25 protein-coding genes are annotated in these 26,297 nt (G+C 53.8%); 9 read left to right on the plus strand and 16 right to left on the minus strand.

What is annotated here, in order from left to right:
- Positions 1 to 44 precede the first annotated feature (44 nt).
- Genes glgD through glgB form a run of 3 tightly spaced genes read right to left on the minus strand, consistent with a single transcriptional unit; the run spans position 45 to position 4,284 of the window.
- Positions 45 to 1,160, minus strand: a complete 1,116-nt coding sequence (gene glgD, locus BMZ81_RS00770; RefSeq protein WP_091127688.1) for a glucose-1-phosphate adenylyltransferase subunit GlgD — start codon at positions 1,158 to 1,160, stop codon at positions 45 to 47.
- Positions 1,157 to 2,365: a glucose-1-phosphate adenylyltransferase gene (locus tag BMZ81_RS00775; protein ID WP_091127689.1), complete on the minus strand. Its 1,209-nt coding sequence runs from the start codon at positions 2,363 to 2,365 to the stop codon at positions 1,157 to 1,159. Before BMZ81_RS00775 ends, glgD begins: the two co-directional genes overlap by 4 nt.
- Positions 2,362 to 4,284 (minus strand): 1,4-alpha-glucan branching protein GlgB, encoded by a 1,923-nt coding sequence (gene glgB, locus BMZ81_RS00780; RefSeq protein WP_091127690.1) that lies wholly within the window; start codon positions 4,282 to 4,284, stop codon positions 2,362 to 2,364. The genes BMZ81_RS00775 and glgB overlap by 4 nt, the downstream gene beginning before the upstream one ends.
- Positions 4,285 to 4,609: 325 nt before the next feature.
- Between glgB and BMZ81_RS00785 the strand changes: the two genes are divergently transcribed.
- From BMZ81_RS00785 to BMZ81_RS00805, 5 genes are all read left to right on the plus strand, one after another.
- Positions 4,610 to 4,957, plus strand: coding sequence for a hypothetical protein (locus BMZ81_RS00785; RefSeq protein ID WP_091127691.1), 348 nt, complete (start codon positions 4,610 to 4,612; stop codon positions 4,955 to 4,957).
- 154 nt (positions 4,958 to 5,111) lie between these two features.
- The gene (locus tag BMZ81_RS00790) at positions 5,112 to 5,654 is read left to right on the plus strand and encodes a stage V sporulation T C-terminal domain-containing protein (RefSeq protein WP_091127692.1); all 543 of its coding nucleotides are present in this window, start codon (positions 5,112 to 5,114) and stop codon (positions 5,652 to 5,654) included.
- Positions 5,655 to 5,925: 271 nt separating this feature from the next.
- Positions 5,926 to 7,341 carry an alanine/glycine:cation symporter family protein gene (locus tag BMZ81_RS00795; RefSeq protein WP_091127693.1) on the plus strand — a complete coding sequence of 472 codons (1,416 nt, stop codon included), beginning with the start codon at positions 5,926 to 5,928 and terminating at the stop codon, positions 7,339 to 7,341.
- 168 nt (positions 7,342 to 7,509) lie between these two features.
- Positions 7,510 to 8,604, plus strand: coding sequence for a CobW family GTP-binding protein (locus BMZ81_RS00800; RefSeq protein ID WP_091127694.1), 1,095 nt, complete (start codon positions 7,510 to 7,512; stop codon positions 8,602 to 8,604).
- A gap of 25 nt (positions 8,605 to 8,629) precedes the next feature.
- A complete protein-coding gene (locus BMZ81_RS00805) occupies positions 8,630 to 9,562 on the plus strand; it encodes a TIGR03943 family putative permease subunit (RefSeq protein WP_091127695.1) in 933 nt (310 codons plus the stop codon).
- 82 nt (positions 9,563 to 9,644) lie between these two features.
- On the opposite strand, the gene BMZ81_RS00810 is transcribed toward BMZ81_RS00805, so the two are convergent.
- Positions 9,645 to 10,523, minus strand: a complete 879-nt coding sequence (locus tag BMZ81_RS00810; RefSeq protein WP_091127696.1) for a helix-turn-helix domain-containing protein — start codon at positions 10,521 to 10,523, stop codon at positions 9,645 to 9,647.
- Positions 10,524 to 10,744: 221 nt separating this feature from the next.
- Here BMZ81_RS00810 and BMZ81_RS00815 point away from each other — a divergent pair, with 221 nt between their 5' ends.
- Positions 10,745 to 12,637 (plus strand): LTA synthase family protein, encoded by a 1,893-nt coding sequence (locus BMZ81_RS00815; protein ID WP_091127697.1) that lies wholly within the window; start codon positions 10,745 to 10,747, stop codon positions 12,635 to 12,637.
- On the plus strand, positions 12,634 to 13,161 hold the full coding sequence (locus BMZ81_RS00820) for a hypothetical protein (RefSeq protein ID WP_091127698.1): 528 nt from the start codon (positions 12,634 to 12,636) through the stop codon (positions 13,159 to 13,161). Before BMZ81_RS00815 ends, BMZ81_RS00820 begins: the two co-directional genes overlap by 4 nt.
- A gap of 162 nt (positions 13,162 to 13,323) precedes the next feature.
- On the opposite strand, the gene BMZ81_RS00825 is transcribed toward BMZ81_RS00820, so the two are convergent.
- The 9 genes from BMZ81_RS00825 to BMZ81_RS00865 all read right to left on the minus strand — a co-directional run bounded on the left by BMZ81_RS00825 (position 13,324) and on the right by BMZ81_RS00865 (position 22,572).
- Positions 13,324 to 13,515, minus strand: coding sequence for a helix-turn-helix transcriptional regulator (locus BMZ81_RS00825; RefSeq protein ID WP_177187145.1), 192 nt, complete (start codon positions 13,513 to 13,515; stop codon positions 13,324 to 13,326).
- Between the two features lies 1 nt (position 13,516).
- On the minus strand, positions 13,517 to 13,807 hold the full coding sequence (locus BMZ81_RS00830; RefSeq protein ID WP_091127700.1) for a hypothetical protein: 291 nt from the start codon (positions 13,805 to 13,807) through the stop codon (positions 13,517 to 13,519).
- Positions 13,808 to 14,088: 281 nt separating this feature from the next.
- Positions 14,089 to 16,647, minus strand: coding sequence for an HD domain-containing phosphohydrolase (locus tag BMZ81_RS00835; RefSeq protein WP_091127701.1), 2,559 nt, complete (start codon positions 16,645 to 16,647; stop codon positions 14,089 to 14,091).
- The gene (locus BMZ81_RS00840; protein ID WP_091127702.1) at positions 16,644 to 18,254 is read right to left on the minus strand and encodes a GH3 domain-containing protein; all 1,611 of its coding nucleotides are present in this window, start codon (positions 18,252 to 18,254) and stop codon (positions 16,644 to 16,646) included. Before BMZ81_RS00840 ends, BMZ81_RS00835 begins: the two co-directional genes overlap by 4 nt.
- Before the next feature lie 15 nt (positions 18,255 to 18,269).
- Positions 18,270 to 18,815 (minus strand): hypothetical protein, encoded by a 546-nt coding sequence (locus BMZ81_RS00845; protein WP_143072715.1) that lies wholly within the window; start codon positions 18,813 to 18,815, stop codon positions 18,270 to 18,272.
- Positions 18,816 to 19,127: 312 nt separating this feature from the next.
- Complete coding sequence (gene uvrC, locus BMZ81_RS00850; protein WP_091127704.1) at positions 19,128 to 20,957, minus strand: excinuclease ABC subunit UvrC; 1,830 nt, start codon at positions 20,955 to 20,957, stop codon at positions 19,128 to 19,130.
- A 100-nt stretch (positions 20,958 to 21,057) separates the two neighbouring features.
- A complete protein-coding gene (locus BMZ81_RS00855) occupies positions 21,058 to 21,321 on the minus strand; it encodes an HPr family phosphocarrier protein (protein ID WP_091127705.1) in 264 nt (87 codons plus the stop codon).
- Between the two features lie 302 nt (positions 21,322 to 21,623).
- Positions 21,624 to 22,157, minus strand: coding sequence for a rubrerythrin (gene rbr, locus BMZ81_RS00860; protein ID WP_091127706.1), 534 nt, complete (start codon positions 22,155 to 22,157; stop codon positions 21,624 to 21,626).
- A gap of 13 nt (positions 22,158 to 22,170) precedes the next feature.
- A complete protein-coding gene (locus BMZ81_RS00865; RefSeq protein WP_091127707.1) occupies positions 22,171 to 22,572 on the minus strand; it encodes a Fur family transcriptional regulator in 402 nt (133 codons plus the stop codon).
- Between the two features lie 165 nt (positions 22,573 to 22,737).
- On the opposite strand from BMZ81_RS00865, the gene BMZ81_RS00870 reads away from it, so the two are divergent.
- Both BMZ81_RS00870 and BMZ81_RS00875 read left to right on the plus strand, forming a co-directional pair.
- Complete coding sequence (locus BMZ81_RS00870) at positions 22,738 to 23,154, plus strand: hypothetical protein (protein ID WP_091127708.1); 417 nt, start codon at positions 22,738 to 22,740, stop codon at positions 23,152 to 23,154.
- A gap of 222 nt (positions 23,155 to 23,376) precedes the next feature.
- Positions 23,377 to 23,997 (plus strand): DUF4230 domain-containing protein, encoded by a 621-nt coding sequence (locus BMZ81_RS00875; protein WP_091127709.1) that lies wholly within the window; start codon positions 23,377 to 23,379, stop codon positions 23,995 to 23,997.
- Positions 23,998 to 24,037: 40 nt separating this feature from the next.
- Here the strand turns inward: BMZ81_RS00875 and BMZ81_RS00880 are convergent, their stop codons facing one another.
- From BMZ81_RS00880 to hisIE, 3 genes are all read right to left on the minus strand, one after another.
- Positions 24,038 to 24,691, minus strand: a complete 654-nt coding sequence (locus tag BMZ81_RS00880; RefSeq protein WP_091127710.1) for an HAD family hydrolase — start codon at positions 24,689 to 24,691, stop codon at positions 24,038 to 24,040.
- Positions 24,692 to 24,823: 132 nt separating this feature from the next.
- Positions 24,824 to 25,651 carry a histidinol-phosphatase HisJ family protein gene (locus BMZ81_RS00885; RefSeq protein ID WP_091127711.1) on the minus strand — a complete coding sequence of 276 codons (828 nt, stop codon included), beginning with the start codon at positions 25,649 to 25,651 and terminating at the stop codon, positions 24,824 to 24,826.
- Positions 25,648 to 26,283, minus strand: a complete 636-nt coding sequence (hisIE, locus tag BMZ81_RS00890) for a bifunctional phosphoribosyl-AMP cyclohydrolase/phosphoribosyl-ATP diphosphatase HisIE (RefSeq protein ID WP_091127712.1) — start codon at positions 26,281 to 26,283, stop codon at positions 25,648 to 25,650. The genes BMZ81_RS00885 and hisIE overlap by 4 nt, the downstream gene beginning before the upstream one ends.
- Positions 26,284 to 26,297 lie beyond the last annotated feature (14 nt).

Below are 26,297 nucleotides of genomic sequence, written 5' to 3' on the forward strand. Positions count from 1 at the left end.
TCCTTTCCACATAGGAACACTCATTCCGGAACACTCCGGGCATGTTAAATCTGCGCACCCTTTGCCAATACAATCGGATAGGAGCTGTGTCCCATCAATGTCCGGTCCGGCAAGACTTCTACATTCTTATCGGCAATAATGTATGCCAGCTCCGCATTGCGGCGGACCGTCGTCTCCTTAAACAGCACACAGTTGCGGACCACCGCACCGGACTCCACGCTCACGCCGGGAAAGAGAATGGAATTTTCCACAATTCCTTCAATACAGCACCCGTCCGCCACCATGGAGTTTAAGCATCGGCCATCCGGGCCGATGTAGGCAGAGGACTTATCGGCACCTTTGGCCAGGATAGGCCGATCCAGGCGAAACAGATCCGCACGGATGGCCGGATCCAACAGCTGCATGCTGCGGTCGTAATATTCCTGTACGGAGCGAATCTGGGCAGCAAATCCGTTCCAGATATAGCTGCGCAGATACAGCGGCCCCTTCCGGGCCTGCAGCACATCCCGTCTCCAACTGTACTCATCACGGCTGGTACAGTCATCTACCAACTCCTTCAGCAGTGCGGTGGATAGGACATAGACCTCCAGTCCCCGATAGCCCCGGGGGGTATGCAGATGATACAGCACGTCCGTAACACGGCCATCCTGGTCAAGCTGAAAATAGGTACCATTCTCTGTTTCAAAGCTGTCGTTTCCGCAAACCACCGTGATATCCGCGCCAGACTCCACATGGCTTCTGTAAATATCAGAGAGAGGCAGGTTCACCACCAAATCCCCCTCCATCATCACCACATAGTCCTGCCGGATGGTATCCAGATAGGAGCGCACATCCGCCAGCGCCTCCATCTTCCCCCGGAAAGCGCTCTTTCCGCCCCACTTTTTCTTGTAATCGAACAGCGGCAGCACCTTCAGCCCGCCCCGCTTACGGGAAAGGTCCCAGTCCTTCCCCGTGCCCAAGTGGTCAAGCATGCTCTGATAGGGACCATGGAGCACGATGCCGACGTCGGTAACGCCGGCGTTTACCAGATTTGACAGGGCAAAATCCACTGCCCGGTACCGGCCGCCGAAGGGAATGGAAGAGGCAGCGCGAATCTCTCCAAGCTCCCGCAGGTTATTGCGCTTTTCGTAGGAAAAAATCATGCCGTGCAGCCCGTTCATCTGGACACCTCCTTACCGTTCCGATCCAGCATGGTGCCGGCCGGTACCCGCCGTTCTTCCTCCAGGGTGCAGTCCGGCGCCAGCACGGTCAGTCCCCATTGCTCCGCTGCTGTCTGCTCTGGTGTTCCGCCTACGTGGCAGCCTCGCCCCACATGGCAGCGTTCGCCCAAGATGGCATATTCCACCACCGCTCCCGGCTCCACCGTCACGCCCGGCAGCAGCACCGAGTAGCTGACCCGTGCGCCTTCTCCGATATGGACCAGCGGCGACAGAACAGAATTTTCTACCGTTCCCTCAATGTCACTGCCACGGTTAAAGGCACTGTGGCTCACCTTGGAACGGTATCCCAGAAATGCAGGCGACGCATTGATGGAGCGGGCGTAGACAGGCCAGGATTCATCCAAAAGATCCAGTCCGGACTCCGGGGACAGCATATCCATATTGGCATCCCACAAGGACTCCAGTGTCCCCACATCCTTCCAGTAGCCGGAAAAGCGATATGCCGCCATCCGCTCTCCGGCCGCCAGCATTGCCGGAATCACATTCTTGCCAAAGTCATTTTCCGAAGCGGAATCTGCCTCATCCGCCTCCAGATATTTCCGCAGCACCTTCCAGGAAAACACATAGATGCCCATGGACGCCAGGTTACTCTTGGGGTCCTTTGGCTTCTCTGCGAATTCCGTCACATAATCGGAGTCGTCTACATTCATGATGCCGAATCTGGATGCCTCTGCCCAAGGTACCTCCATGACGGAAATGGTGCAGGCTGCGCCGGCAGCTTTATGGCGCGCCAGCATTTTGGAGTAATCCATCTTATAGATATGGTCACCGGAGAGAATGACCACATATTCCGGGTCATACAGATCCACAAATCCGATGTTCTGGTAAATCGCATTTGCCGTCCCCTTGTACCAGGTACCACCCTCGCTGCCCATGTAGGGCGGCAGGACATGAACGCCGCCGGAGGAGCCGTCCAAATCCCACGGCTGGCCGCTTCCAATGTAACTGTTTAATTCCAACGGGCGGTACTGTGTCAGCACCCCCACCGTATCAATACCGGAATTGGTACAGTTGGACAGCGGGAAATCAATGATGCGGTATTTTCCGCCGAAAGCCACTGCGGGCTTGGCCATTTCGCTGGTGAGAACGTACAGGCGGCTACCTTGGCCGCCTGCCAGCAGCATCGCAATGCACTCCTTTTTCATGTCGTCTCCATCTCCTTTGCCTGTTTTTTCTTCCGCGGCTGTGGAAACACGCCCTCTCCACGCAGGAACACCGCACCGAAAGCCGGAACCCGGATTGCAACGGAACAGGCTCTGCCGTGGGTAGAAATTCCTTCCACAACTACCGGGCCTGTATCGCCGAATCCGTCTCCGCCATAGGCAGTGTCATCCGTATTAAACGCAGGGACATACCGTCTGTGGGACGGCACTCCCATCCGGTAATTTTCATAGGTATTGGGAGAAAAATTCACCGCGCACAGCAGATCCCGCCCCCGCTTGTCTTTTCTCAGAAACGCCACCATATTGTTATGGTTGTCATCGGATACCAGCCACTCAAACCCTGCCCAGTCGAAATCAACCTCCCATAAGGCCGCTTCCCGTTTGTAAAAGGTATTGATATCCCGAAAGAACTGCTGCGTCTGCTGGTTTTCCTGCTGCTCCAGCAGATACCAGTCCAGCTGTCCATTGTCATCCCACTCGTGCCACTGGCCAATTTCCGGCCCCATAAACATCAGCTTTTTCCCCGGGTGGGCCAGAAGATAGGCATAAAATCCCCGAAGGCACCGCAGCTGGTTTTGATAATCGCCCGGCATCTTTCCCACAAGGGAGCCCTTCATATGCACCACCTCGTCGTGGGAGATGGGCAGCACAAAGTTTTCCGAAAAAGCGTACATCATAGAGAAGGTAATGTCCCGGTGGTGGTCCTGGCGGAACCATGGATCCAATTTCAAATAGTGGCACATGTCGTTCATCCAGCCCATGTTCCACTTTAGGTTGAAACCCAGCCCGCCCGTCTCCGGCGGGCGGGTCACCAGCGGCCAGGCCGTGGACTCCTCCGCAATCATCAGCACCTGGGGATTCACTGCAAATGCCATGCGGTTGAGTGCCTGCAAAAAGGCCACGGCCTCCAGGTTTTCTCTCCCGCCGTCCTTGTTGGGCGTCCATGGACGTCCCTCCCGTCCATAGTCCAGATACAGCATGGAGGCCACAGCGTCTACCCGCAGCCCGTCGATGTGGTACTCCTCCAGCCAGAACCGGGCGGAAGAGAGGAGAAAGCTCAGCACCTCCGGCCGTCCGTAGTCAAAGACCCGGGTCCCCCATCCAGCGTGCTCCCACTTGTTGGGGTCGCTGTACTCATAGCAGCAGGCCCCGTCAAATTCGTACAGGCCCTGCTCGTCCTTGCAGAAATGAGCGGGCACCCAGTCCAGAATCACTGCAATGCCGTTTTTGTGCATGTGGTTCATAAACCACTGGAAGTCTGCCGGGGTTCCGAACCGTGAAGTGGGGGCAAAATAACCTGTGCACTGATAGCCCCAGGAAGCGTCCAGAGGGTGCTCCGTCACCGGCAGCAGTTCAATGGCCGTATAGCCCATGTCCTTGACATAGGCTGCCAATTCTTTCGCCAAGGTCCGGTAATCGAGAAAGTCTCCATTTTCCCGCTTGCGCCAGGAGCCCAAATGCACCTCGTAGATGTTCAATGGCGCGTTGTAAATAGGATGCTTTGCCTGCCGCTCCCGAAATTTTTCATCGCTCCAGCGAAATCCGCCGATGTCATACAGCTTACTGGCGGTGGCAGGCCGTGTCTCCGTGTGGAAACCGTAGGGATCTGCCTTATATCGGATCTTTCCATCCGTGCCTTGTATCGCATATTTGTAAGACGTATAGACCACCAGGTCCGGTATAAACCCCTCCCAGATCTCACCGCTGCGGCGCAGGCGGTTGGCAGATACATCCCAGTGATTAAAATCGCCCACCACAGAAACGGCGGCGGCGTGCGGCGACCAGACGCGAAACGTCCAGCCCGCTCTCCCCCGCTTCCTCTCTGGGTGGGCGCCAAACCACTGCCATCCATCTGTCAGGGTTCCTGCATGAAATCGGTCTCTCCATTCGCTGTTTGTCATGTCGAGCTCCTCTCCTCCAGCCGTCCTGTAGTGGCAGAAGCACGTACTTTCCCTGCGTTCCATGTGCTCAATCGGTCTTCCGGCGGTTCATTTGTTGAGTTTATTATACTTCCTGGCGAAAATACCGTCAAGAACTGTCCTGTCGAAAAGGAAATCAGATATCTGGCATATTTCGCTAATATTTTTTTGATTTTTCAAAAAATTTTATACCACTTATCCAATATTAAATTGCATTTTACTGAAACTTTTCCAGAATTTAAGTCGTCTTATTATACGCTTTCTGTTTATTCCGTGAATAAGCAGTGCTTTGGAGAGGAGTGTTTCCATGAAAGAGTTGTTTTTTGCAGTCGTTTTTTTAACGCTGCTCACTGCCTGTCGTCAAACGGTGCCATCAGAGCAGCCTGCGGAAGCGTTGGAGCCAGCCCTCGTTTCCATCACCGCAGAAGAGGGCGCTCAGGTACTGGAGGACCAGTTGGGCACAGTGGATGAAGCCGCAGGAAATTCCATGTCCTATGGTTACGAGGGCACTGTAACGCTGGATGGTACGGAGTACTATAATTATCGGGTTTCCTGGTTGGTGAATGGAGACCATCTTTCCTACCTGACCAATTATCTGGTTTCTACGGATGGGCGGGTGGTTCAGGAATACCTGCTGGATGCGCCTGCTGCTTAAGAAAAAACCGTCTGCTCGCCGCAGACGGTTTTTTTGCCAAATGAAACCACTTCGCTATCCTGTATAGGCAAACAAATCCTGCGGATACTATCTTTTGCCAAGCAGCAATGCATGATGAGACGAAAGAATCTGAAAAGCAGAAGGAGTTTTCAATATGAAGGCAACTGGAATTGTGCGGCGGATTGATGACTTGGGCCGAGTCGTTATTCCAAAGGAAATCCGCCGCACCATGCGTATTCGCGAGGGAGACCCCCTGGAAATTTACACCAGCCGCGACGGCGAGGTGATTTTTAAAAAGTACTCTCTATTGGGCGGTGTGGAAGACTTTGCCGCCCAGTTGTGCGACACTATGAGTCGTTCCACTGGCAGTATTTGTGCCGTGACCGATCGGGACACGATTATTGCCGTGGCCGGCGGCGGCAAGCGGGAACTTATGGGACGGCACATCACACCGGAGCTGGAACAGATTATGGAAAGCCGCAAAATATACAGCTATACGGGGGAAACCAGGCCTATCCCAGTATCCGACAGCACGGATAAGCTGTTGACGACTGTAGCGGCCCCCATTCTGGCCGAAGGGGATCTGCTGGGGCTTGTGTTGTTTATCAGCAATGACACGCCCACTGTCACTGGTGACGCAGAGTACAAGCTGGCTCAAACCATTGCCGCATTTTTAGGCCGGCATATGGAGAGCTGACTTCGCTTTCCGGCGGATGCCCCGTGGGGCATCCGCTTTTTTGATGGAAAAAGACATCTCCGCAGCAGTACGCTATGGATGCATCCGGCAATGGGCCTAAAAAGTGTTTTTCCATTTTACAGTTTTTAGTAGAAATTACAGCTTTGATTTTCCAGAAAATTCCGCTAAACTAAACATAATTTTGTGATTTGCAGATGGCTTGCCTTTTTGCAAATGATAAGCGGATGTGCACCGTATCCAGGAGATTACAATCATGTGAGGAGAGAAAACCATGACCTTTGCTGCGTGGATTAAGGCAATCGACGATGTCGTCTGGGGCCCTGTTATGCTGGTGCTGCTGGTGGGTACCGGAATTTTTTTGACTGTCCGTACAAAATTTCTTCCTTGGCGAAATTTGGGATATGCGCTGCACAGCGTGATGAGTAAAGAGGCCCGTACGAAATCCCGGGGAACCGGAGATGTGTCCCCCTTCTCCGCGCTGATGACGGCTCTTGCCGCTACCATCGGCACCGGCAACATTGTGGGGGTCGCCACAGCGCTGGCATCCGGAGGCCCCGGCGCATTGGTATGGATGGAGATCTCTGCTGCGTTTGGCATTACCTCCAAGTTTTCCGAATGTATGCTGGCGGTCAAATACCGGGAGGTCAATGATCGGGGCGAGATGTCCGGCGGCCCGATGTACACCATGCAAAAGGCACTGAAGTGGAAAGGGTTCGGCGCCGTCTTGGCCTTTTTGTTTGCCCTGTTCACTGTCATTGCTTCCTTTGGTATTGGCGACATGACCCAGGCTCACTCTATTGCAGAATCCATTTATGATACATTCTCCGTCCCCACATGGATTGTGGGCGCCGTCATCACGGTTCTGGCACTGGTCGTCGTGATCGGTGGCATTAAAAGTATTTCCAAGGTCTCCTCCGTTGTAGTTCCGGTCATGGCCATCTTCTATTTAATCGCCGGCCTTCTTGTCATCGCCGGCAATATCCGTATGGTTCCATCTGCCATTGTGAGCATGTTCCAAATGGCCTTCAGCCCCTCCGCTGCCGCTGGAGGCTTTGCGGGTACCATCACCACCTCTGTCCTGAATGCCGCCCATTACGGAGTGGCCCGGGGATGCTTTTCCAACGAAGCCGGTATGGGGTCGGCCGCCATCACCGCCGCCTCCGCCACCACGGATCACCCTGTCCGCCAAGGCTATATCAACATGACCGGCACCTTCTTTGACACCATCGTGATCTGCACAGTCACCGGCCTTTCCATCTGCTCCTCCGGAGTGCTGGGCACCTTGGATCCAGCCACCGGAAAGGTGGTGGATGGGGCCGCTCTGACGATTTTGGCGTTTGAAACGGTTCTTGGCCGGGCTGGGGCTGTCTTGGTGACCATTGGTATCGCACTGTTTGCCTTTTCCACAATTCTGGGATGGGAGTACCATGGTGAAAAGGCCTTTGAGTACCTTTTCGGCATGAAGCCCGTCATGGTTTACCGGGTGGTCTTTGCACTGGTGGCCTATGTGGGCGCCACCCAGTCCCTGGATGTAGTTTGGAATATCTCTGATATTTTTAACGCGTTGATGGCCGTTCCCAACCTGATCTGCCTGCTCCTGCTCTCCGGCACTGTCGCCCGCGAAATAGAAAAATTTCAGCCGGAGGTAGAACTGCAGAAAAAGGCCTGGCGGCAGGCCCGGCGCTGACCGCATTCCTCCCACTTGATATGGACGGCGTGGTTTTCACCGCGCCGTCCTGTCTGATTTTTAGCCTTTTCCCCCATAATCTGTAAATTTTCCGTGATGGAGTTGCATTTTCCTGTTTTAATGGTATATTAGTTCTGTTCAGGAATTTGAAGCAAAGGACTTGATAGTATGACAAAAATTGACATTGTCTCCGGCTTTCTTGGCGCCGGTAAGACAACCCTTATTAAAAAGCTGCTGGCCGAGGCATTCCAGGGTGAGCAGCTGGTGCTGATTGAAAATGAGTTCGGCGAAATCAGCATTGACGGCGGTTTTTTGAAGGAATCCGGCGTCCAGATCTCCGAGATGTCCTCCGGCTGCATCTGCTGCTCCCTGGTGGGTGACTTCGGTCAGGCGCTGCAGGATGTGCAAAGTCAGTTCCACCCCGACCGCATTCTCATTGAGCCCTCCGGCGTGGGAAAGCTCAGCGACGTGATCGTGGCGGTGCAGAATACGGTGGCGGATATTCCGGATATGCAGCTCAACAGCTTTGTCACTGTTGCGGACGCCACCAAGGTCAAAGTCTATATGAAGAACTTCGGCGAGTTCTACAACAATCAGATTGAATCCGCCGGCACCATCGTCCTCTCCAGAACGCAGAAGCTCTCCCAGGAGAAGCTGGAATCCGCCGTCACCATGCTGCAGGAAAAGAATCCCGGTGCCGCCATTTTGACAACTCCCTGGGACGATCTGAGCGGGGCGGTCATTCTGTCGGCCATGGAAAAGGTCTCTCTTGCGGACGAGCTTCTGGCCAAAATGCGGGCGGAGCATGAGGCGGAAGAGGCTGAGCACGCGCACCACCATGATCATGACCACCATGAAGGGCATGACGGGGAAGAGCACGACCATCACCACCATGACCACGAAGAGCACGAGGCGCATGCCCACCATCACGATCATGACCACGAGTGTGCGGATCCAAACTGTTCCTGCCACCACCATCACCATCACGCGGACGAGGTGTTCACCTCCTGGGGCAGGGAGACACCCAAGCCCTTCACCCAGGCGGAAGTTGCGCGCATCCTGACGGCGCTGGACTCCGGCGACTACGGCAAAATTCTCCGCGCGAAGGGAATTGTCCCCTCCGCAGGCGGCGCATGGCTGGAGTTCGACTATGTACCGGAGGAGCACGATGTCCGCAGCGGGCACCCGGATTACACGGGACGGCTGTGCGTCATCGGCGCGGAGCTGAAGGAAGACAAACTGGCTGAGCTTTTCGGCCTGTAATTCCGGAAAGGAAACGGACTTTACAATGGCTGATATTCCTGTTTATCTGATTGCCGGCTTTTTGGACGGCGGCAAAACCAATTTCATCAACGGCATCTTGGAGGACGGCTTCGCCCGTCAGGACAAAACCCTTCTCATCTGCTGTGAGGAGGGCGAAGAGGAATACGAAAAAAAGGCCCTGGACAATGTAACGGTCGTCACCATTGAAGCGGAAGAGGATTTGAAGTGCTCCTACCTGAAGGAATTGGAAAAACAGCTTCACCCCAAGCAGGTTTTGATTGAGTACAACGGTATGTGGCAGATGGAACGCCTTTACCGGGAGGTTCTTCCGGCCAACTGGGTGCTCTATCAGATTATGACTTTTGTCCATGCCCCTACCTTTGAGATGTACGCCAAGAACATGGGACAGCTGATGATGGAGAAAATCACCAATGCTGATATGTTGGTATTCAATCGTTGTACACCTGCCCTGCGGGATGCCCTGCGAAAGCGAAACCTGCGGATGGTGAATCGGCGGGCGGACATCTATCTGGAAAACGAAGACGGCACCAGCGAAGACTATCTCACCGGCGATGAGTGCCCCTTTGATCTGAATCAGGAGATCATCGACATTCCGGACGATGACTTCGGCGTGTGGTATGTGGACGTGATGGATCACCCGGATCGCTACGACGGAAAGCTGGTTCACATGAAGCTGGTCATGTGCCACTCCAAAAAGTATCCCGGTATTCACTGCCCCGGCCGCTTTGCCATGGTGTGCTGTGAAAACGATGTCACCTTCTTCGGCCTCATCGCCAAGGGTGAGGGACTGGACCAGTATGAGAACCGGGACTGGATTGAGGTCACCGCGAAGATGAGCGTGGAAAAGCATAAGGCGTACAGAGGCAAAGGGCCTGTGATGAATGTGCTCTCCATTGCCCCCTGCGAAAAGCCCGGTCAGGAAGTCGTGACATTCTGACGGGTTCTGACAAAAACGGATACACTTCGTAATATTATGACAGGAAACTCCCCTCTGTTGTCAAACAGAGGGGAGTTTCCTGTCAGTCAGCAGGCGTCACGGCCGCAAAGTCACCGCTGCTATTTTTCTCAAAGAGTCTGTGATTTTCATCCAGCAGCCTGGGAAAGGCATGGATGCCTTGCTGGTCCGGCAGGACAAATACTTCCAGCACATAGCCCATCCGGATGGGGCCGGTGTAGGTGATGCCGCTGTTTTCAAAGGTGTAATAGCAGGCCTCCTTCGGCAGGTTCCATCCGCCCAGAACAATGACCGCCTCCTGGGGCGTTCCAAAGTTCCAGCTGCTGAGCTCTCCTTCCTCCACTCCCTGCAAAGAGCCATTGGCTCGCCAGCGGTTCGAAAATACCGGATCCCGGTCATAGATGCAAAGGTCCCAGCCGCTGCCATCCTCTTCCACGCACAGAGCCGCCAGATAGTCCCCTCGCCGCTTCAGATCCACGATAGAAAGCTCCCCCGGAGCAAACCGGTCCCATTGGTTCATATAAGACTCTGCTTTTTGAGCCAGATCCTCTCGGTTCGCTTCATGTTCATTGGTAAATGGCACGGTGGTGCAGTAGTGATACCCCAAATAGACACCGGCCAGCAGTGCCATGGCCAGCAGCGCCCCCAGTGCGCCCATCCAGGTGCGGCGGACGCTCTGCTTCATTCTCTCCACAATCTGCCCACCTGCCGCCGCAGGCAGCTCTTCCGGTGTCAGCCGTTTTCCGCTCAAAAGTTCGCTGACGGACAGCCCCAGCGCCGCCGCCAACGGCTCCAGACTGTCGATAGCCGGCATTCCCCGACCGGTCTCCCAGCGGCTCACCGCCTTGTCTGTCACATGAATCCGCTCTGCCAGTTCCGCCTGGCTCATCTCCAGCGCCTTCCGGCAGGCGGCAATCAATTCGCCCGTGGCCTTTGCATTCATCCGCGTCACGCCCCTTTGTTTTCATTTTATCACAGCGGTCCCAAAAGAGCACCCTATGGCACGTAGTCCCCGTCAAATTCCGTCCATTTTCGATACTTTTTGTATAATTTCAACTCCAAAATACATTTTATTATCGCTCCCATCCTGCACGCCTTGCATTTTCTCGTGAAATCCATATAATAGAGGTATTCTGTGTATCTGACTGGAAAGGACGCTGTGCTTTGAAGCTTCTCGACCGTTTTCCAAAATTTCGCCTGCCCTTGTGGGCTTCTTTTCTGGGGGCCGTCTTACTTGCCGGCGGCATCACGCTGCTGGCCCTGTGGTGCCAGCCCAACGCCCTGCGGACCGTGCTGACCATTTTCCGGGCTCAGCCGCTGCTGATTATCCTGAACGCCATGCCCATCGGTCTGCTGCTGCTGACCTTCACCTTTCTGTTCCGCAATGTCTTTTTCGGAGCGGCACTGGTGAACTTCGGCGTCTGTGCGCTGTCCATTGCAAACCGCATCAAGCTGGAGGTGCGGGACGAGCCGGTGTTCCCGCGGGACTTCGCCCTGCTGAAGGAAGTGGGCAGCGCCATGGGAACCTATGACATTCGCTTTCCAGTAAAGGTCATCGCCGTGGTGATTTTGGTATCTTTGATTTTAGCAGCGGCAGGTCTGTTTGTCGGGAGCCGCCCCTTTCCGGTTGCCCGGCTCCGGGGCATTTTCGGCAGCTTTCTGGGTGCCGCGGCCAGCCTTGGTATACTGGCCGTTCTGATTTTCACAGTGTACGCCTCCGACAGCCTCTACAACTCCTTCACCGTCTCCAACGCCTACTATATTCCCTCCGTCTTCAATGAGCTGGGATTCCCCTACTGCTTCTGTCATCAGTTCACCACTTATTCCGTGGACAAGCCGGAGGGCTTCAGTAAGAGTGAGGCGGTCGGCTGGGAGACCGGCGATACCTCCGGGCTGGGGAAGGACGTTCATGTGGTCATGGTGATGAACGAGGCCTTTTCAGACATCACGGATGATCCCGCCTTTGCCTACACGGAAGAGAACGACCCCCTGCCCAATCTCCACGCTCTGCGGCAGTCCCCCCACGCCATCTCCGGCCATGTGGTGGTGCCCGGTTTTGCCGGCGGCACCGCCAACACGGAATTTGATGTGCTGACAGGTATGCAGACCAACGCGCTCTCCGCCACTACCACCTCCTCCTTCCGGGTGGTAAATCGGAATCTGGACAGCCTGTTCCGTGTATTTTCCAAGGACGGTTACCGCACCTCCTTCTTCCACCCAGGGGACGACTGGTTCTATAACCGCGAAAATGTCTACCGCTGGCTGGGCGCGGAAACCACCCGTTTTGCCGACGAGATGGAAAATCTGCAATACAAGGGCCGTTGGGTCACGGATGACTATATGGCCCGGTATATTGAAAATGCCTTTGAGGAGTCCGTGGCAGACGGGAAACTGCTCTGCAGCTACACCACCACCATCCAAAACCACATGTCCTACACCGCCGACAAGTACGGCGCCGGGTATGTCTATCCGGAGGTGCCCTTGAACGTCTCCGTGTCGGAACAGGCAGAAACCCTGCTGAAGGTCTATATCGAGGGAGCACGGGACGCCGACGCCATGCTGGGACGGCTGACATCCTACTTTTCCGGCACAGAGGAGCCGGTGGTTCTGGTGTTCTGGGGCGACCACCTGCCCTATCTGGGGGATAATCAGCTGGCCTATGCGGAGCTTGGCATGGAGATAGCCGTTCAAGCAGATGATCTGGCAAATTCCCTGGCCGCCTATGAAACACCTTTTGTAATCTGGGCCAATGATGCCGCTGCAGAAACACTGGATTGGGAGAGTGCCGCACCTGCCTTGGATCTGCCGGAAAACGGGACGATTTCCGCCAGCTTCCTGGGTGCCGCCGTGTTGGAGCTGACGGGGCGCAAAGAAGAAAGCCCCTGGTTCTCCTTCCTGAATGATCTGCGGCGGGAGCTGCCGGTGGTACAGAAGGAAGCCTATATGAAGATGGACGGCACCTATACCAAATTGATCGGCAGCAGTCAGCTGGAGGAGATTCGCAAGTGGCGCTGTTGGAGCTACTACAAGCTAATGGATAAGGATGTAGCGGAATGAGGAGCCGCGAGATAGCCCTGTGCGGCGTTTTGACGGCGGCAGCCGTTGTCGTGTTGTTGTTGGGCGGCCTGATCCCGGCGGCCACCTTCTGTGCTCCTTTGTTGGCCATGGCAGTCCTGCTCCCGGTACTGTCGGAATGCGGTTCCCGTGCTGCCGGAGCCGCTTATGGCGCCACGGCCATACTGGCCCTCCTGCTGGTGCCGGATCCGGAGCTGGCGCTGGTATACGTGTTTTTCGGCTGGTATCCTCTTCTGCGTCCCCACATTGCAGCCCTTCGTTCCCGGCTTCTTCGGCTCATTTGCCGTCTTGCTGTATGCAACCTTTTGATTGCCCTGCTGTACGGCGTGGTGATCTCCCTGCTTGGGCTGGGCGCAGCGACGGAGCTGCCTGCTTCTGCGCTTCTCACCGCCGCTTTGGTATTCGGCGGCAACGTCACCTTTCTGCTGATGGATCTGGCGTTGGCCCGGCTGACGCTTTTCTGGCAGTGCAGGATACGCCGGCAGTTTTTTAAGGGAAGCACTTGAAAACCGATGTTGTTTCGTTAAGGGTTTCCGCTTTTAAGTTAAAAACTCCCCCGTACATCTGCATCAGTTGCAGAAATGAACGGGGGAGTTTTTATATCACGACTTATGAAGTACAATCCAAAAATTGGGAGTTCACTTTTCACCAGGCGCTATTTTCTGATATTAGGATGGCGTAAAAAGTTCATCAACTGTGATCTGCAATTCTCTTGCCAAGCTGAATGCCAAAGACAGTGTAGGGTCATATTTATTATTCTCAATTGCATTGACGGTCTGTCGGGAAACACCACACTTTTTTGCCAGCTCTTCCTGTGACAGCCCCAGTTCCTTTCGTCTGCCCCGAATTCCATTTTCCATATCAGCCGCCATGCCTTTTTTTATAGTACAGGAGGGCCGCAAAATAAATAATGGCGGCAACTTCCAGTTGAATAAAAGGGTTTACAGCCATGGGCTGCGCCCTTACAAAGTTTTCTATCACATCCAGTATGTTTGCCCCTATGGTTGCCAATAGCGTGAAAGACCCAGCTTTCCATACAATGATTTGGTTGCGCTCGTCTCCGGGTTTCACCAGTGATACCAACATGATCATGTCCAAACCAGTAAACACGACTAAAACAGCTCCCAAGAAAATCGTTGCTCCTACTGACATAATCCCCTCTCCTCTCATAAAATGTCCGCAAAATGTCAAATATTTTTGACATTCTTGCATTAACATGGCCGTCACATAATGTCAAGAGTTTTTTACATTTGGCTTCGCATTTCTGGCTGAATGCGCCGGAGTGGCTTTTTGGAAAAGTCATTTGTTGTCTCTTCATCAGGCTGCTGTATTCCCCTGCCCAAACGCCAAAAAACAAAAACAGGAGCAAATCCAAGATTTGCTCCTGTTTTTAATTGTTCAACTGTTTCCCCATAACATGGGCTTTTTTCGTTTCAGCTTTTGCCGCAAATGGCCGCCGCCTGAGCGGACAAGGGAATGCTGCGGCTGCGAATCAGCTGCACAAACACGCCTGTCAGCTGGGGATCAAACTGGGTTCCGGACCCCCGCTCCAGCTCAGCCAGTGCGTATTCTATCGACAAGCCTTTGCGATATGGCCGATCCGTCGTCATGGCGTCAAACACATCTGCGATGGCCAAGCACCGGGCGGACACCGGAATTTCTTCGCCCGCGATGCCGCGGGGATATCCCTTTCCGTCCCAGCGTTCGTGATGGCCCAGGACTGCCGGAATCAGATAGTCCATCTCTGGCAGGTGCCGGATCATTTCGATGGAGTTATTCACATGGCCTTTCATAATCTGGTATTCCTCATCACTCAGCTTGCCAGTCTTTCTCAGGATATTTTCTGAGACGGAAATCTTCCCGATGTCATGGAGGAGTCCTGCGGCATAAATGGTCCGGACCTGGTCATCATTCAACCCCAATGCAACCGCCAGCGTTGCCGCGTACCGGGCTACATTCTTGCTGTGAGCATATGTATAGTGATCTTTCGCATCAATGGCAGCCGTCAGGGCGGAAATCATAGACAGGGCCGTACGGAACTCGCCCTCTCCCCGCTCAATACGGTCCACTATGGCGTCAGTTCGCTCCGCCAGCTGCTGGGGCACAAAGTCCGAGGCTCCACGGAAAATCACAATCTGGTCTTTGCCGCCTTGTTTGGCATTGTAAACAGCCAAGTCTGCGTTGTCCATCAGTTCCTTGGCACTGGACGCCGCATAAGGTGCAGAGCAGATGCCAATGCTGACAGACAGAGGCTTGAGTCTGCGCCGCTCTGGAACCAAATTGATTTTTGACACCCGATCCTGAATCTCTTTTGCCAGTGTACGGCTGCGCTGGGTATCCTGCCGCGGCAGAAGAACCGCGAAGACCTTGCCGCTGGTGCGAAATACAGTTCCGCTCTCTCCAACACTGCGGCTAATTGCCTCTCCAATGCGGCAGAGGGCGGCGTCCCCCTCTCCAACACCGTAAAGCTGGTTATAAAGTTTGAAGTCGTCTGCGTCCGCATACAGAAGTGTCAGGCACTCCTTTCCGCAGGCGCGGAATTGTTCTTCCAGCTTTTCCACAAAAAAGCGGTAATTATATACGCCGGTGAGGGGATCAATTCGAGCTTCCCGGAACATCTGCTCATACAAGGCAGCGTTTTTCATAGCGATGGAGGCAATGGACGTTACCGTCTCCAAAAAGCCGATTTCCACCGCATTGAAGTTCCGTCCCCGTTCCTTGGCAGAGAGGAGCACCAACCCCACAATCTCCTCGCCGTCCCTCATTGCTGCCACGCAGTCGATGTTCAGCCGCCGGAACAGCTCTTTCTCCGTCTCCCAGACAGAGAGGTACTTGGGACTGTTGCGGAACTCACTAAGCAGCAGATAGCTCTCCTGCTCCTTCAAATAGGCAATCTGAGGACTGTCTTTCGAAATAGAAAAGGACAATGTCGCCAGAGGGCTGCTGCAATATCTCCCCTGATACTTGTCTCCGTCCAGCAGGCAGATATAAATTTGCTCAATGGGAATTTCGCTGGAAATGACACTCCCCATCTTCTCCATGATGTCTGCCGTGCTCAATGATTGGGATACCACTGCTGAGAATTTTTTAATCAGCTTATTCTGTTGTTCCTCCCGGGTGAACATAGCATTCAGCAGCTTGCGCATCAGTGTATAGGAAATGCCAAGCACGCCGGCAAAAGCAACTGCCACCAGCATGGTGGCCAGATTGGACTCCAGTCCCAATTGCCCTTCTGCAAACTGCTGCAGAGGGCTAATAAAGTTTGCGGCCGAAACGATACAGATCACTGCCAATACAAGTGTCAGAAGGCTTCTGGACATGATCAGCGTCAGCCGGAACATCCGGCGCTTATACAGGGCGAACATCAGCAGAATTGCAAAAGCAATGCCAGCCAAAGCATCAAAGGGAAAGGTATTCCCCGGAAGCCCGATTTGCAGCAGGTTGCCGGCCAGCATCACTAGGCCGCCAGTAACGATCACCTGAATGCCTGGGGAGTGGAGCCCCTGCTCCCGCATCACCTGCAGGAGCAGCACCATGGTGGCGCCGATGATGGTGACGAACATCACACATGGGATGAAGATGTGCCAGTTCATGCTGTAGGTAAATACGGTAGATCCATTTGCCTGGACAACCGGTGTGGGTGCCGCCAGATAAAAGCCGCTGATGGTTCCAGGAATAGTTGCCAGGGTCCATACCGCAAACAGAATCAACAGAAACTTTCCCTTGCGTCTTGCAAACGTATGCACAAAAATGTAGAACAGCAATTCCATGCTGAACAATGCTACCAGGGAAACCTGGTACCAGAAGTGCAGTCCGGGCCACATCTGCATCCGCATGAGAATAGATCCGCCTGACCACAAAATAGCATCCAGCAGCACCGCCAAAAAGGCCCAAATCTCAGGGGTTTTCTTCGTAGCCAGGAATGTCACGAACATCAGAGCAAAGCAGCTGAGGGCTGTAACATTGATGAACAAAAATGGAATATTACTCATCGTGGGCTACCTCTTCCAACTCCGGTTCCAGGCTCTGCCTGTTGCCGCAAAAGACCCATGATATCCAGCATGCCGGGATTCAATCTCGGCAGCCTCTGCTTTGTGCGTTCCTCATATGCTGCAATGGTGCCATATTTCAGAATGGTAATCTCCAGCGGCTCCATATTCAAAAGTTTTTTAAGGTCGCCGTAGTCGCTGTCAAAGTACTTAAAGTAGAGCGAGAGATGCTCTGTCAGTACTGCCCGGGTTGCCACTTCACCCGCCTGGGCATCCGGCGGTATCTCCAGATACATATGAAGGAACGGATCGTCGTTCTGGTTGAACTCCTTTTTTAGAACCCAATCTCCCAATTCCAGGCGGCTCAAGCGGATGACCTCCTGCATGGAGGAAGCGGTGATACGGGTAAAGCCGGCGATGTCAATGACATCCGGTACCCGATCCACAAACGTCAGCCGGGGCAGCTGCCCGCCTCCGGCAGTCAGGCAGTGGTACATGTCTCCGATCCGATAGCGCATGAATGCCCCGCCGTGGAGAACGGAAAGTACCAGCTCATAGGTCTCTCCCGCCTGAATCTCATCCATCAGGCAGGTACGGGGCTGATAGGCGGGATCCACCAGGTTCCGCCGCATCTCCTGTTCCGGGATAAATTCATAAAAGCAGGCATCCGGAAAGAACACCATACCGCGGTGCTCCCAGTCTTCGGCGCCCACACAAGTGGATTCCGTGCCGGCCGCCAATTCCACGGGCATCACGCCCCAGGCCCTCGTCAGCCGATCTTTGTAGCACTTGGCATCCGTTCCCGCAAAGAAAAAGGCCTTCAGGCGGAAAATATCACCCGGAACAATCGGCCTTCCGTCCCGGCGGCTAATGTACTTGGCCTTGGCATACCGCGCAGCATTACCCAAGGAAATGTTCAGCTTTCCGCCGTGGCCACCGCTGCTCTTTCCAAAGCTCTCTGTAATATAATTGGCCACACTTCCAATACCGAAGAAAAAATCCACGCCTCCGGCCATCGCCATCCCAAAGCCCTTTTTAATCCGCTGGCTAAAGCTCAGATCCGAGTGGGCATTGGAATCCGGCAACCAGGTAAACTGTATGTCTTCGTCAAACAGGGAGGGCATCAGTCCCGTGGCATAAGGAAGCGGCGCGCCGCCGTACAAAATCCGGTCACCGCGCTTCAAATCGAATTCCCCTTTCTTTCGGGCGGAGGCCATCATCATGGTGGCCAGTAGATTATGGCGGTAAGTATCCAGCATACTGCGGGAATACGGCGCCAGCTTGATGGGCCGCAGGCCGCCCTCCCACGTGGTCTGAATCCATATGGCCGGCTCGCTGCAAAGCATGTCCGTCCGTTTTGCCAGCAGTATGTCCGCGTAATCCGCATAACTGGTGAGGGGTAGCATCTCCCGCAGCTCGTCAATGGTCCTGGGATGTTTTCCGTGAAGCAGCTGCCGGCCAAGGCCACAGCCGCTCCAAAGAGCCAGCTGTTCCTCCATCAGGCGTCGCTGGGTGTACATATAGTCTGCAAGGCTCATGTCCAGGAAGCCGCAGTACTCCTGCCACAGCTGTTCATGGCTGCATTTTTTCAGCTTATCCTCGAACCGCATAAGCCTTTACCCTCCTCAGTTTGCCCGTACACAGGCGCGAATACTCTGCCTGGACGGCAGAAGAAAGGGCGTTGTGGCCTGATAGGCCGCGTACCCCTCTAGTTTAGTTGGAAACACACACCGGTCCTCAAATATCACCAGTACAATATTCAGTACACTGAACAGTGCCGCCTCCCAAAGCGGCAGTCCGGCAGCGGCCCACAGGCAGAGATACAATCCTCCAAACCACAGCACACCCGGATGCCGGCACAGGGCATATACCCCAGTGGTGCAGGCCATCCGTCTTTCGCCGGGGCGGGCATAGGCATCCTCCACCGACAGTGCAAAAAACAGCGTATAAATCAAAAGTCCCAGAAAGCCAGCTCCCACTGCCAAAACCAGCCACCGCAGTCCCCCAGTGACAGGAGCTGTCCCCCAGTGGAGTTCCATTGCCGTTCCGATGGCCAGCAGCATCCCCCCCACTGGAAAGCATCCCTTCAGCACCCGTTTGGAAAGCTGCCAGTCATTATAATCGTTTAAAAAAAATAGTGCAAAGGCACAGAGGCCCCAAAAATGTCCCATGGCGTCTGTCCCCCACAGCATTTCCCAAATTTCCCCATAATCTTATTATGTATACCAGCCTTTTTTATTATACTAACTTCTCTGTATAAATTCAACAAAATTCCCCTCGACATTTTACACAAATTATATAGAGCCCCTTTAAGCACAAGATGTTGGATACAATTTGTGCCAATTTGCCCATTCATAGTTCATATTATTCATTTTCTGTAATTATGAATCTCTTTTAAATTTTGTAACCAATTGTGTTTGTGCAAAATATCAGCACAAAAAAAGCGGCCTGATTCTTTGAATCAGGCTGCTCCCCTCACTTTTTTACTTTTCCCCTTCGTGAAAATGCTGATAAACCGCCTCTGCCGCACCTCTCGGAAGCACGGCGGACAACGCCTCTACATCCGCCTCCCGAATGGCCTTCATGGTACCAAAGTACTTTCGCAATTCCTCCCGTCGTTTGGGACCCACGCCAGGAATACCCTCCAGAGCAGAGCGAAGGCTGCTCTTCCTGTGGCTCTCATGATGATAGGTGATGGCAAACCGGTGCGTCTCCTCCTGAATCTGTCCAATGAGGGAAAACACCGCCTGGTTGTTCACAATCCCAATCTCCCTTCCCTCCGGGGTCACAAGAGCCCGGGTGCGGTGGCGGTCATCCTTCACCATGCCAAAAATGGGCACCTTGGCACCAAATTCTTGTGCCACCGTAAGCGCTGCCCGTGCATGGGTCTCGCCGCCGTCAATGAAGAAAACGTCTGGCAGCGGCACAAACTTCTCATCTCCGTCTGCCGCCCGCTGGAGCCTGCGCCGCAGCACCTCCTGCATGGACGCATAGTCATCCGGATGTCCCTCCAGAGATTGGATGCGGAATCTGCGGTAGGCTGATTTCAGCGGGCGGGTGCCGCTGTATACCACCATGGAAGCCACAATATCGCTCTTTCCGGTATTGGAAATGTCAAAGGACTCCATCCTCCTGGGCGGTGCAGGCAAATTCAGCATCTTTCCCAGCAGTTCCAGCGTGTGGGCCGTACGCTCCTCTGCGGTGGTGGCCCGCTCCGCCTCCTCCGCGGCGTTCCGCCGGGCCATATCCCGCAGTTCCGCCTTCTCGCCCCGCTGAGGCACGTGGACCCAAACTTTGTGTCCTGCCCGTTTGGTCAGCACTTCGGAGAGGTTCTCACAGTATCCCTCCGTCTCAAAGGGCAGTAAAATCTCATGGGGCAGAATCGCCCGGGGCAGATAATACTGCGCGGTTAGAGCGGCGAGCATTTCTTCTTCATTCTCCTCCATAGGTGCACTGAAAAGCTCTGTCTCCCGTCCTGCCAGATTTCCCTCTTCCATATGCAGCACCGCGTAGCAGCATTTTCCGGCTCCCCGGTACAGGCCCCATATATCAGTATCAGCGCAGAGGCCAGCGATCACCGTCTGCTTTTTCGCCAAGGAACCAATGGCATTGATCCGATCCCGCAGCAGCGCCGCCTGCTCAAAATGCAGCGCCTCCGCCTCGGCCTCCATCTCGGCAGTCATCTCCCGAAGGAGCTGCTTGCTCCTTCCCTCCAGCAGCTGGACAGCCTGTTCCATCCGGCGGCGGTACTCCTCTGCCGGCATCTCCGGCCGGCAAAAGCCGTCACACCGGCCCATATGGAAGTTCAGGCAGGGCCGTTCTGTGCCGATATCCCGGGGAAATTTCCGGCTGCAGGTTGGCAGGCGGAGAGCCGAGAGCACCGCATCCAGCGCCTGGCGGGTTTCAGATCGTCCGCCGAAGGGGCCGAAGTACCGTGCACTGTCGTTGGCCCATTTGTGAACCATGGAAAAGCGTGGATAGGTCTCCCGTGAAAGGCGTACAAACGGATACCCCTTGTCATCCTTTAAAAGAATATTATACCGCGGCATATGCCGCTTAATCAGGGAGTTTTCCAGCACCAGAGCCTCCCACTCACTGGTGACAAAAATGGTATCAAAATGGTCTATCTGGGACACCATTTGGCGGGTTTTTGCCGTGTGGGAGGCACTGTCCTGAAAATACTGGCTAACCCGGTTTTTCAATTTTTTGGCCTTACCGACATAAATAACCTTCCCGCTTTTATCCATCATCAAATAGACTCCAGGGCTCAGAGGCAGGTCATTTGCCTTTTCCTTCAACTCTTCCCGTGTCACCGTTTGCGCCTCCTGCTGCTGTCAATTTTCCCATTCAATATAGCAAAAAACACGGCCCTGCACAAGCAGGACCGCGTAAAGGGACTGTATGCAAGTATGCTTATTCGCCGAAGTTATCCTTCACCAGCTCTACCAGTGCGTTGACAGCTTCCTTCTCATCCGTGCCGTCCGCAATCAGGGTGATAGTTGTTCCCTTCACAATGCCCAACGACAGCACGCCCAACAGGCTCTTTGCATTGACACGGCGATCCTCTTTTTCCACCCAGATGCCGCTCTTGAACTCATTGGCTTTCTGAATGAAAAAAGTTGCGGGTCTTGCGTGCAGGCCCACTTCGTTATTAACGGTAATCTCCTGTGTATACATGATACAGCTCTCCTTTTTTACACCAAGTCAGTTTTTGAACGGCATGATTCCGCAGGTTATTATTCTATTGCTATCATACCCGCTTTTGCCCACACAGTCAACGGTGTTTTTCACAAACATTTTAGAAAATATATAGCTCCGCCGGATACTTTTGGACTGTTTTTATGATTTTTCTCGTAATATTTACCTCTCTTTTATCGCTTTTGACGGTTTCCGGAAAATCCCATTTTTGCGTTCTTTATCAGCAAAAAGGTGTGCGTTCCATTTGGGAACGCACACCTTTTTTGCAGATAGACTTCTGATTAGTAATTCTGTGCCTTTACCTGGAAATATGCCTGGGGATGCTTGCACACTGGGCATACAGCAGGTGCGTTTTCAGCGATTTCCACATGGCCGCAGTTCCTGCAGAACCACATCACCTTCTCGCCCTTTTTAAAAACCTCGCCCTTCTTCAGGTTATCCAGAAGCTTCAAATAACGCTCCTCGTGGGTTTTTTCAATCTTGGCCACGCCTTCAAACTGAGCCGCCAGCGCCAAAAAGCCCTCCTCTTCAGCGGTGCGGGCCATCTCGGCATACATCTGGGTCCATTCCTCATTTTCGCCGGCTGCCGCAGCCACCAGGTTTTCCTCCGTGGTACCGATACCGTCCAGCGCCTTGAACCACAGCTTTGCATGTTCCTTTTCGTTCAGGGCCGTCTCCTGGAAGATCGCAGCAATTTGCTCGTACCCCTCCTTTTTAGCCTTGCTTGCAAAATAATCATACTTATTTCTGGCCTGGGACTCCCCCGCAAATGCCTTCCACAGATTCGCCTCTGTCTTACTTCCCTTCAGTTCCATGCTCTTTCTCCTTTCAAAGTTGTGATGAATTTCCTTTTTTACCCGCGCATGCGGGACAAAAACCAACAAATGTCAGGTGGTGTTCTATTATGACAGCGCCGTTTTGTTCCGCCAGGCGGTCTAACGCCGCATCATAAGCCAACTCCTCCAAATCAGACACCCCTCCGCAGCAAATGCACCGCAAATGCGTGTGCGGTGTTGTATTTCCATCAAAACGTGTCACCGGTCCGGCTATTTCCTTTAAGCCGCCCTCCTGCGCCATCTGGTGCAGGTTCCGGTAAACTGTCCCAAGGCTCAAACGCGGCATAAAAGGCTTCAGGTGCTGGTACACCATCTCCGCTGTAGGATGACTATGGCTTTTCATAACGGTCTGATAAATTTCTTCCCTTTGGTGGGAAAATCGCTGTCTTTGCATTTTCCTCTCCTTATTGATAATAATTATTTATGTTAGTTTAATATATTTCTTTTAAAAATGCAAGTATTATTTTCCTAATATTTCCTCTGGTAATGTTGATGCTTCCGGAGACAATATGCTTTGGGTATCGCTCATTCACTATCCGCGCAAAAGGAGGAGCACAACGTGAAGAAAAACCTCACGCTTTTGCTGTTCTCCGTTCTGCTGGTATTTTCTCTGACAGCCTGCGGCGGAGACGACAAAAATGTCAACACAGATAACCAGGACACGCCAGCAACCGATGACAGCACTAATAACGACGTTATCGCCGGAACACCAGATGACACCAATGGATCCGGTCTGAACGACAACCGTCCTGCTGAGAACAACGGCACTGGCAACGGCACCGATAACAGCTCCACTGGCGACATCCTCACCGGTACCGATGGTGAGAATGCGGCCAACAGCACCGTGAATCAAAGCGCTCGTACCGGGGGCGTCACGTATGGTCAGATGCTGCGCAACGCCAGAGTCCATGACACAAACGGCAACCTGAAGGATCTGGAAAACGCTGTTACCCCCGGCTCTGCCCATTTCTATTAATTGATGCAGTTGTCTGCGGTTTTGCTGTTTGGCAATCGCCGCGGCATTGCAGCAGGAGAGAGCCACGGCGAAAGCCGCGGCCCTCTCTTCTTTTTGGGTTGCCTTTTTTGGCGTTCCTGCTACAATAAGGGAGAAGTATGTCGCCGGGTTGGTTTTCTCCAGCCCAAACACTGCATATACTGGCGGTGTGTCTGCCGCCGCCTGCCGTGGGAAAGGAGTCTCATGAATACCGCCGAATCAAAACACCCCACTGTGAAAACATTTAAATACCTGTGGTTGGGGATTCTTCTGTGTACCGCCGTGGGTATCACCTGCTTTTTATGCGGAAGGCTGACCACCGCAGGGGAAAAAAAACAGCCGCAGCTCTCTGCCGTCGTATTAGAGCAGCAGCTGGCAGATATCCGCGAATTGGCCACTGTTACATACGCCTACACCAACATGGCGCAGTTTGAAAGCAGCAATGATTTTTACGGCATGAAGGTCCCTTTTACCACCAAGTCCTTTATTCTCACCTATGACGGCACCATCAAGGCCGGCATCAACCTGAGCGCTGCATCTGTAGAAATTGCAGGCAGAGAGGTAACCATTACACTGCCGGAGCCGGAAATTCTCTCCCACGAGATCGATGAATCCAGTGTAGAGATCTTTGATGAGAAGACCTCTATCTTCAATCCCTTTACCGTAGAGGATTTTACCGCGTTCCAAGCAGACCAGAAGGCTTCCATGGAGGAACGTGCCTTGGGCCGCGGTCTGCTGCAGGAAGCACGTGACAGGGCGTCAGATAGTGTATTTCAAATGTTGAAAGCCATTTTGCCAGAGGACTGCACACTGATCATTCTATGATTTTTGAAAGAAAAAAGAGACGGGAATCACTCCCGTCTCTTTATTGTGCCAAAATCAATGCTGTCAGTTCCTCTGCCGTATTTACCAAGTGTTCCGCACCAGCCTGCTGCAGTTCCTCCCGGCTTCGGAATCCCCAGGTAACACCGCAGGCAGTCATCTTCCCGTTATGGGCGGTCTCCATGTCCACATTACTGTCTCCCACAAACAGCGTCTCCGCCGGTGCGGCATTCAGTTCCTGTAAAACATCCCTCACGCCGGTGGGATCCGGCTTTACTGGAATGCCTGGAACCTTTCCGCGCACCACCTGAAACACCCCTGGGAAAAAGTGCTCTACAATCGCCTGGCTGAACTCATCCGCTTTATTGGAGTATACTGCCAGCTTCACCCCGTTTTTACGCAGTGTTTCCAGCATGTCTGTAATTCCGGGATAAGGAGCGGTCCTGTCCATGTTGTGCTCACCATAATATTCGGAAAACTGTGCCTGGGTAATCATCAGCAGCAGCGGGCTTCGGCTGTTTACCGGAGAAAACTGTTCTACCAGATTATAAATTCCGTGTCCCACCATTTGCTTATAGGACTCCACATCATGCTCCGGCCAGCCATTCCGGCGGCAGACCCAGTTGCCCGCGTTGGCCAGATCCTCAATGGTGTTCAGAATGGTTCCATCCAAATCAAATATCACCGTCCGGTACATGCCCTGCCTCCACCTCTCAAGTCATTTTTATTTATCATAGCAGGTTGTCCTTTTTTTCACAAGTGGCATAGAATCCGAAAGGCACGGCAGTCGCCGTGCCTTTTTTATTCATTTCGCTTTGAAAATGTACGCTTACAATGGACACTCTGCCGCCCCAGACGCTGTTAGAATCGCACTGGACGCAAAGCCGGCTACCCTTGCCAGCTCTGCCGCTTCACCGTAGCCGGATATCACCGTGTCCGCGCTGTGGGCATCCGCCGTCAAAATCACCCGGCCGCCCATTTTCCTCCACTCCTGCAGGAGAAACAGCGCGGGATAGGGCGTGGTTCGGTATCCCCGGGACATGCCGCCGGTGTTGATCTCCAGAAGGCTTGCCAACGGATCTGCCGTGTGCAGGGCCTCCAGAGCCGCCATCCGATAACGGGGCGCCGTCTCGTCAAACAGAGCACCATTCCCGTTGTGCTTTACAATCAGATCAAAGTGTCCCAGAATCGGCGGCTTCATCGCCGCCACCCGGGCCGCCTCCTGATAGTAGAGTTCCGTCACCGCCAGGTCGTCTCCGCCGCAGAGCTCATCCCGACAGGCCGCAAACTGCTCCGCTCCCCAGTCAGCAGCGTAGTATTTACCATTGGTGCCTTTCTCATAGTGGACACTGCCAATCCAGTAGTCGAACCCCTCCGGCAGGATGTCCGACTGGCTGTCCCACTCCAGGCCCAGCAGGATTTCCATGCGCCCGGCGTACTGCTCCCGCAGGCGCAGCACCGTCTCCCGGTACACGGTCATATCCGCCGACAGAACCGCCCCCACATCGTCGGGAATGGGGGTGTGGCTGTGGCAGGAAAAGCCGTAATACCGGACTCCGGCGGCAAATGCGGCCGCCGCCATCTCCTCCGGCGTGTTTTTCCCATCGCACAGGGTAGTGTGGGTATGGACGGAGCACAGGGCGGGTGAGAGACTCATTGCATCCGCTCCTGCTTCACCTTGTGGTCCACCACATGGCGCTTCTCCAGCTCTCTTGTGACATCCTCCACCGTGATGCCCATCTGGACCATCAGCACCATCACATGATAGCAGAGATCCGCAATCTCATAGACGGTCTCCGCCCTGTCCTCCTTGCGGCCGGCGATGATAACCTCGGTGCACTCCTCGCCCACCTTTTTCAAAATTTTGTCCAGGCCCTTTTCAAAAAGATAGGTGGTGTAGCTTCCCTCCTTGGGGCTGGTCTTTCGCCCCTCAATCAGGCGGTACAGCCCCTCGTAGCTGAAGGCCTTCAGCTCATCGGAGAGATAGAGTTCGTTGAAAAAGCAGCTCTCCGCACCGGTGTGGCAGGCGGGGCCCTCCTTCACCACCTCCACCACCAAAGCGTCGCAGTCGCAGTCGGCCGTAATGGAGACCACATGCTGCACATTGCCGCTGGTGCCGCCCTTGCGCCACAGTTCCTGACGGCTGCGGCTCCAGAAGCAGGTTTGCCGTTCGTCAATGGTAATGGCCAGACTTTCGGCGTTCATATAGGCCAGCGTCAAGACCTCTTTTGTGTAGTGGTCCTGCACAATGGCTGGAATCAAGCCTTTTTCGTCAAATTTCAGTTCCATTGGTATGTACTCCC

Source organism: Oscillibacter sp. PC13 (assembly GCF_900115635.1).
Taxonomy (GTDB): domain Bacteria; phylum Bacillota; class Clostridia; order Oscillospirales; family Oscillospiraceae; genus Oscillibacter.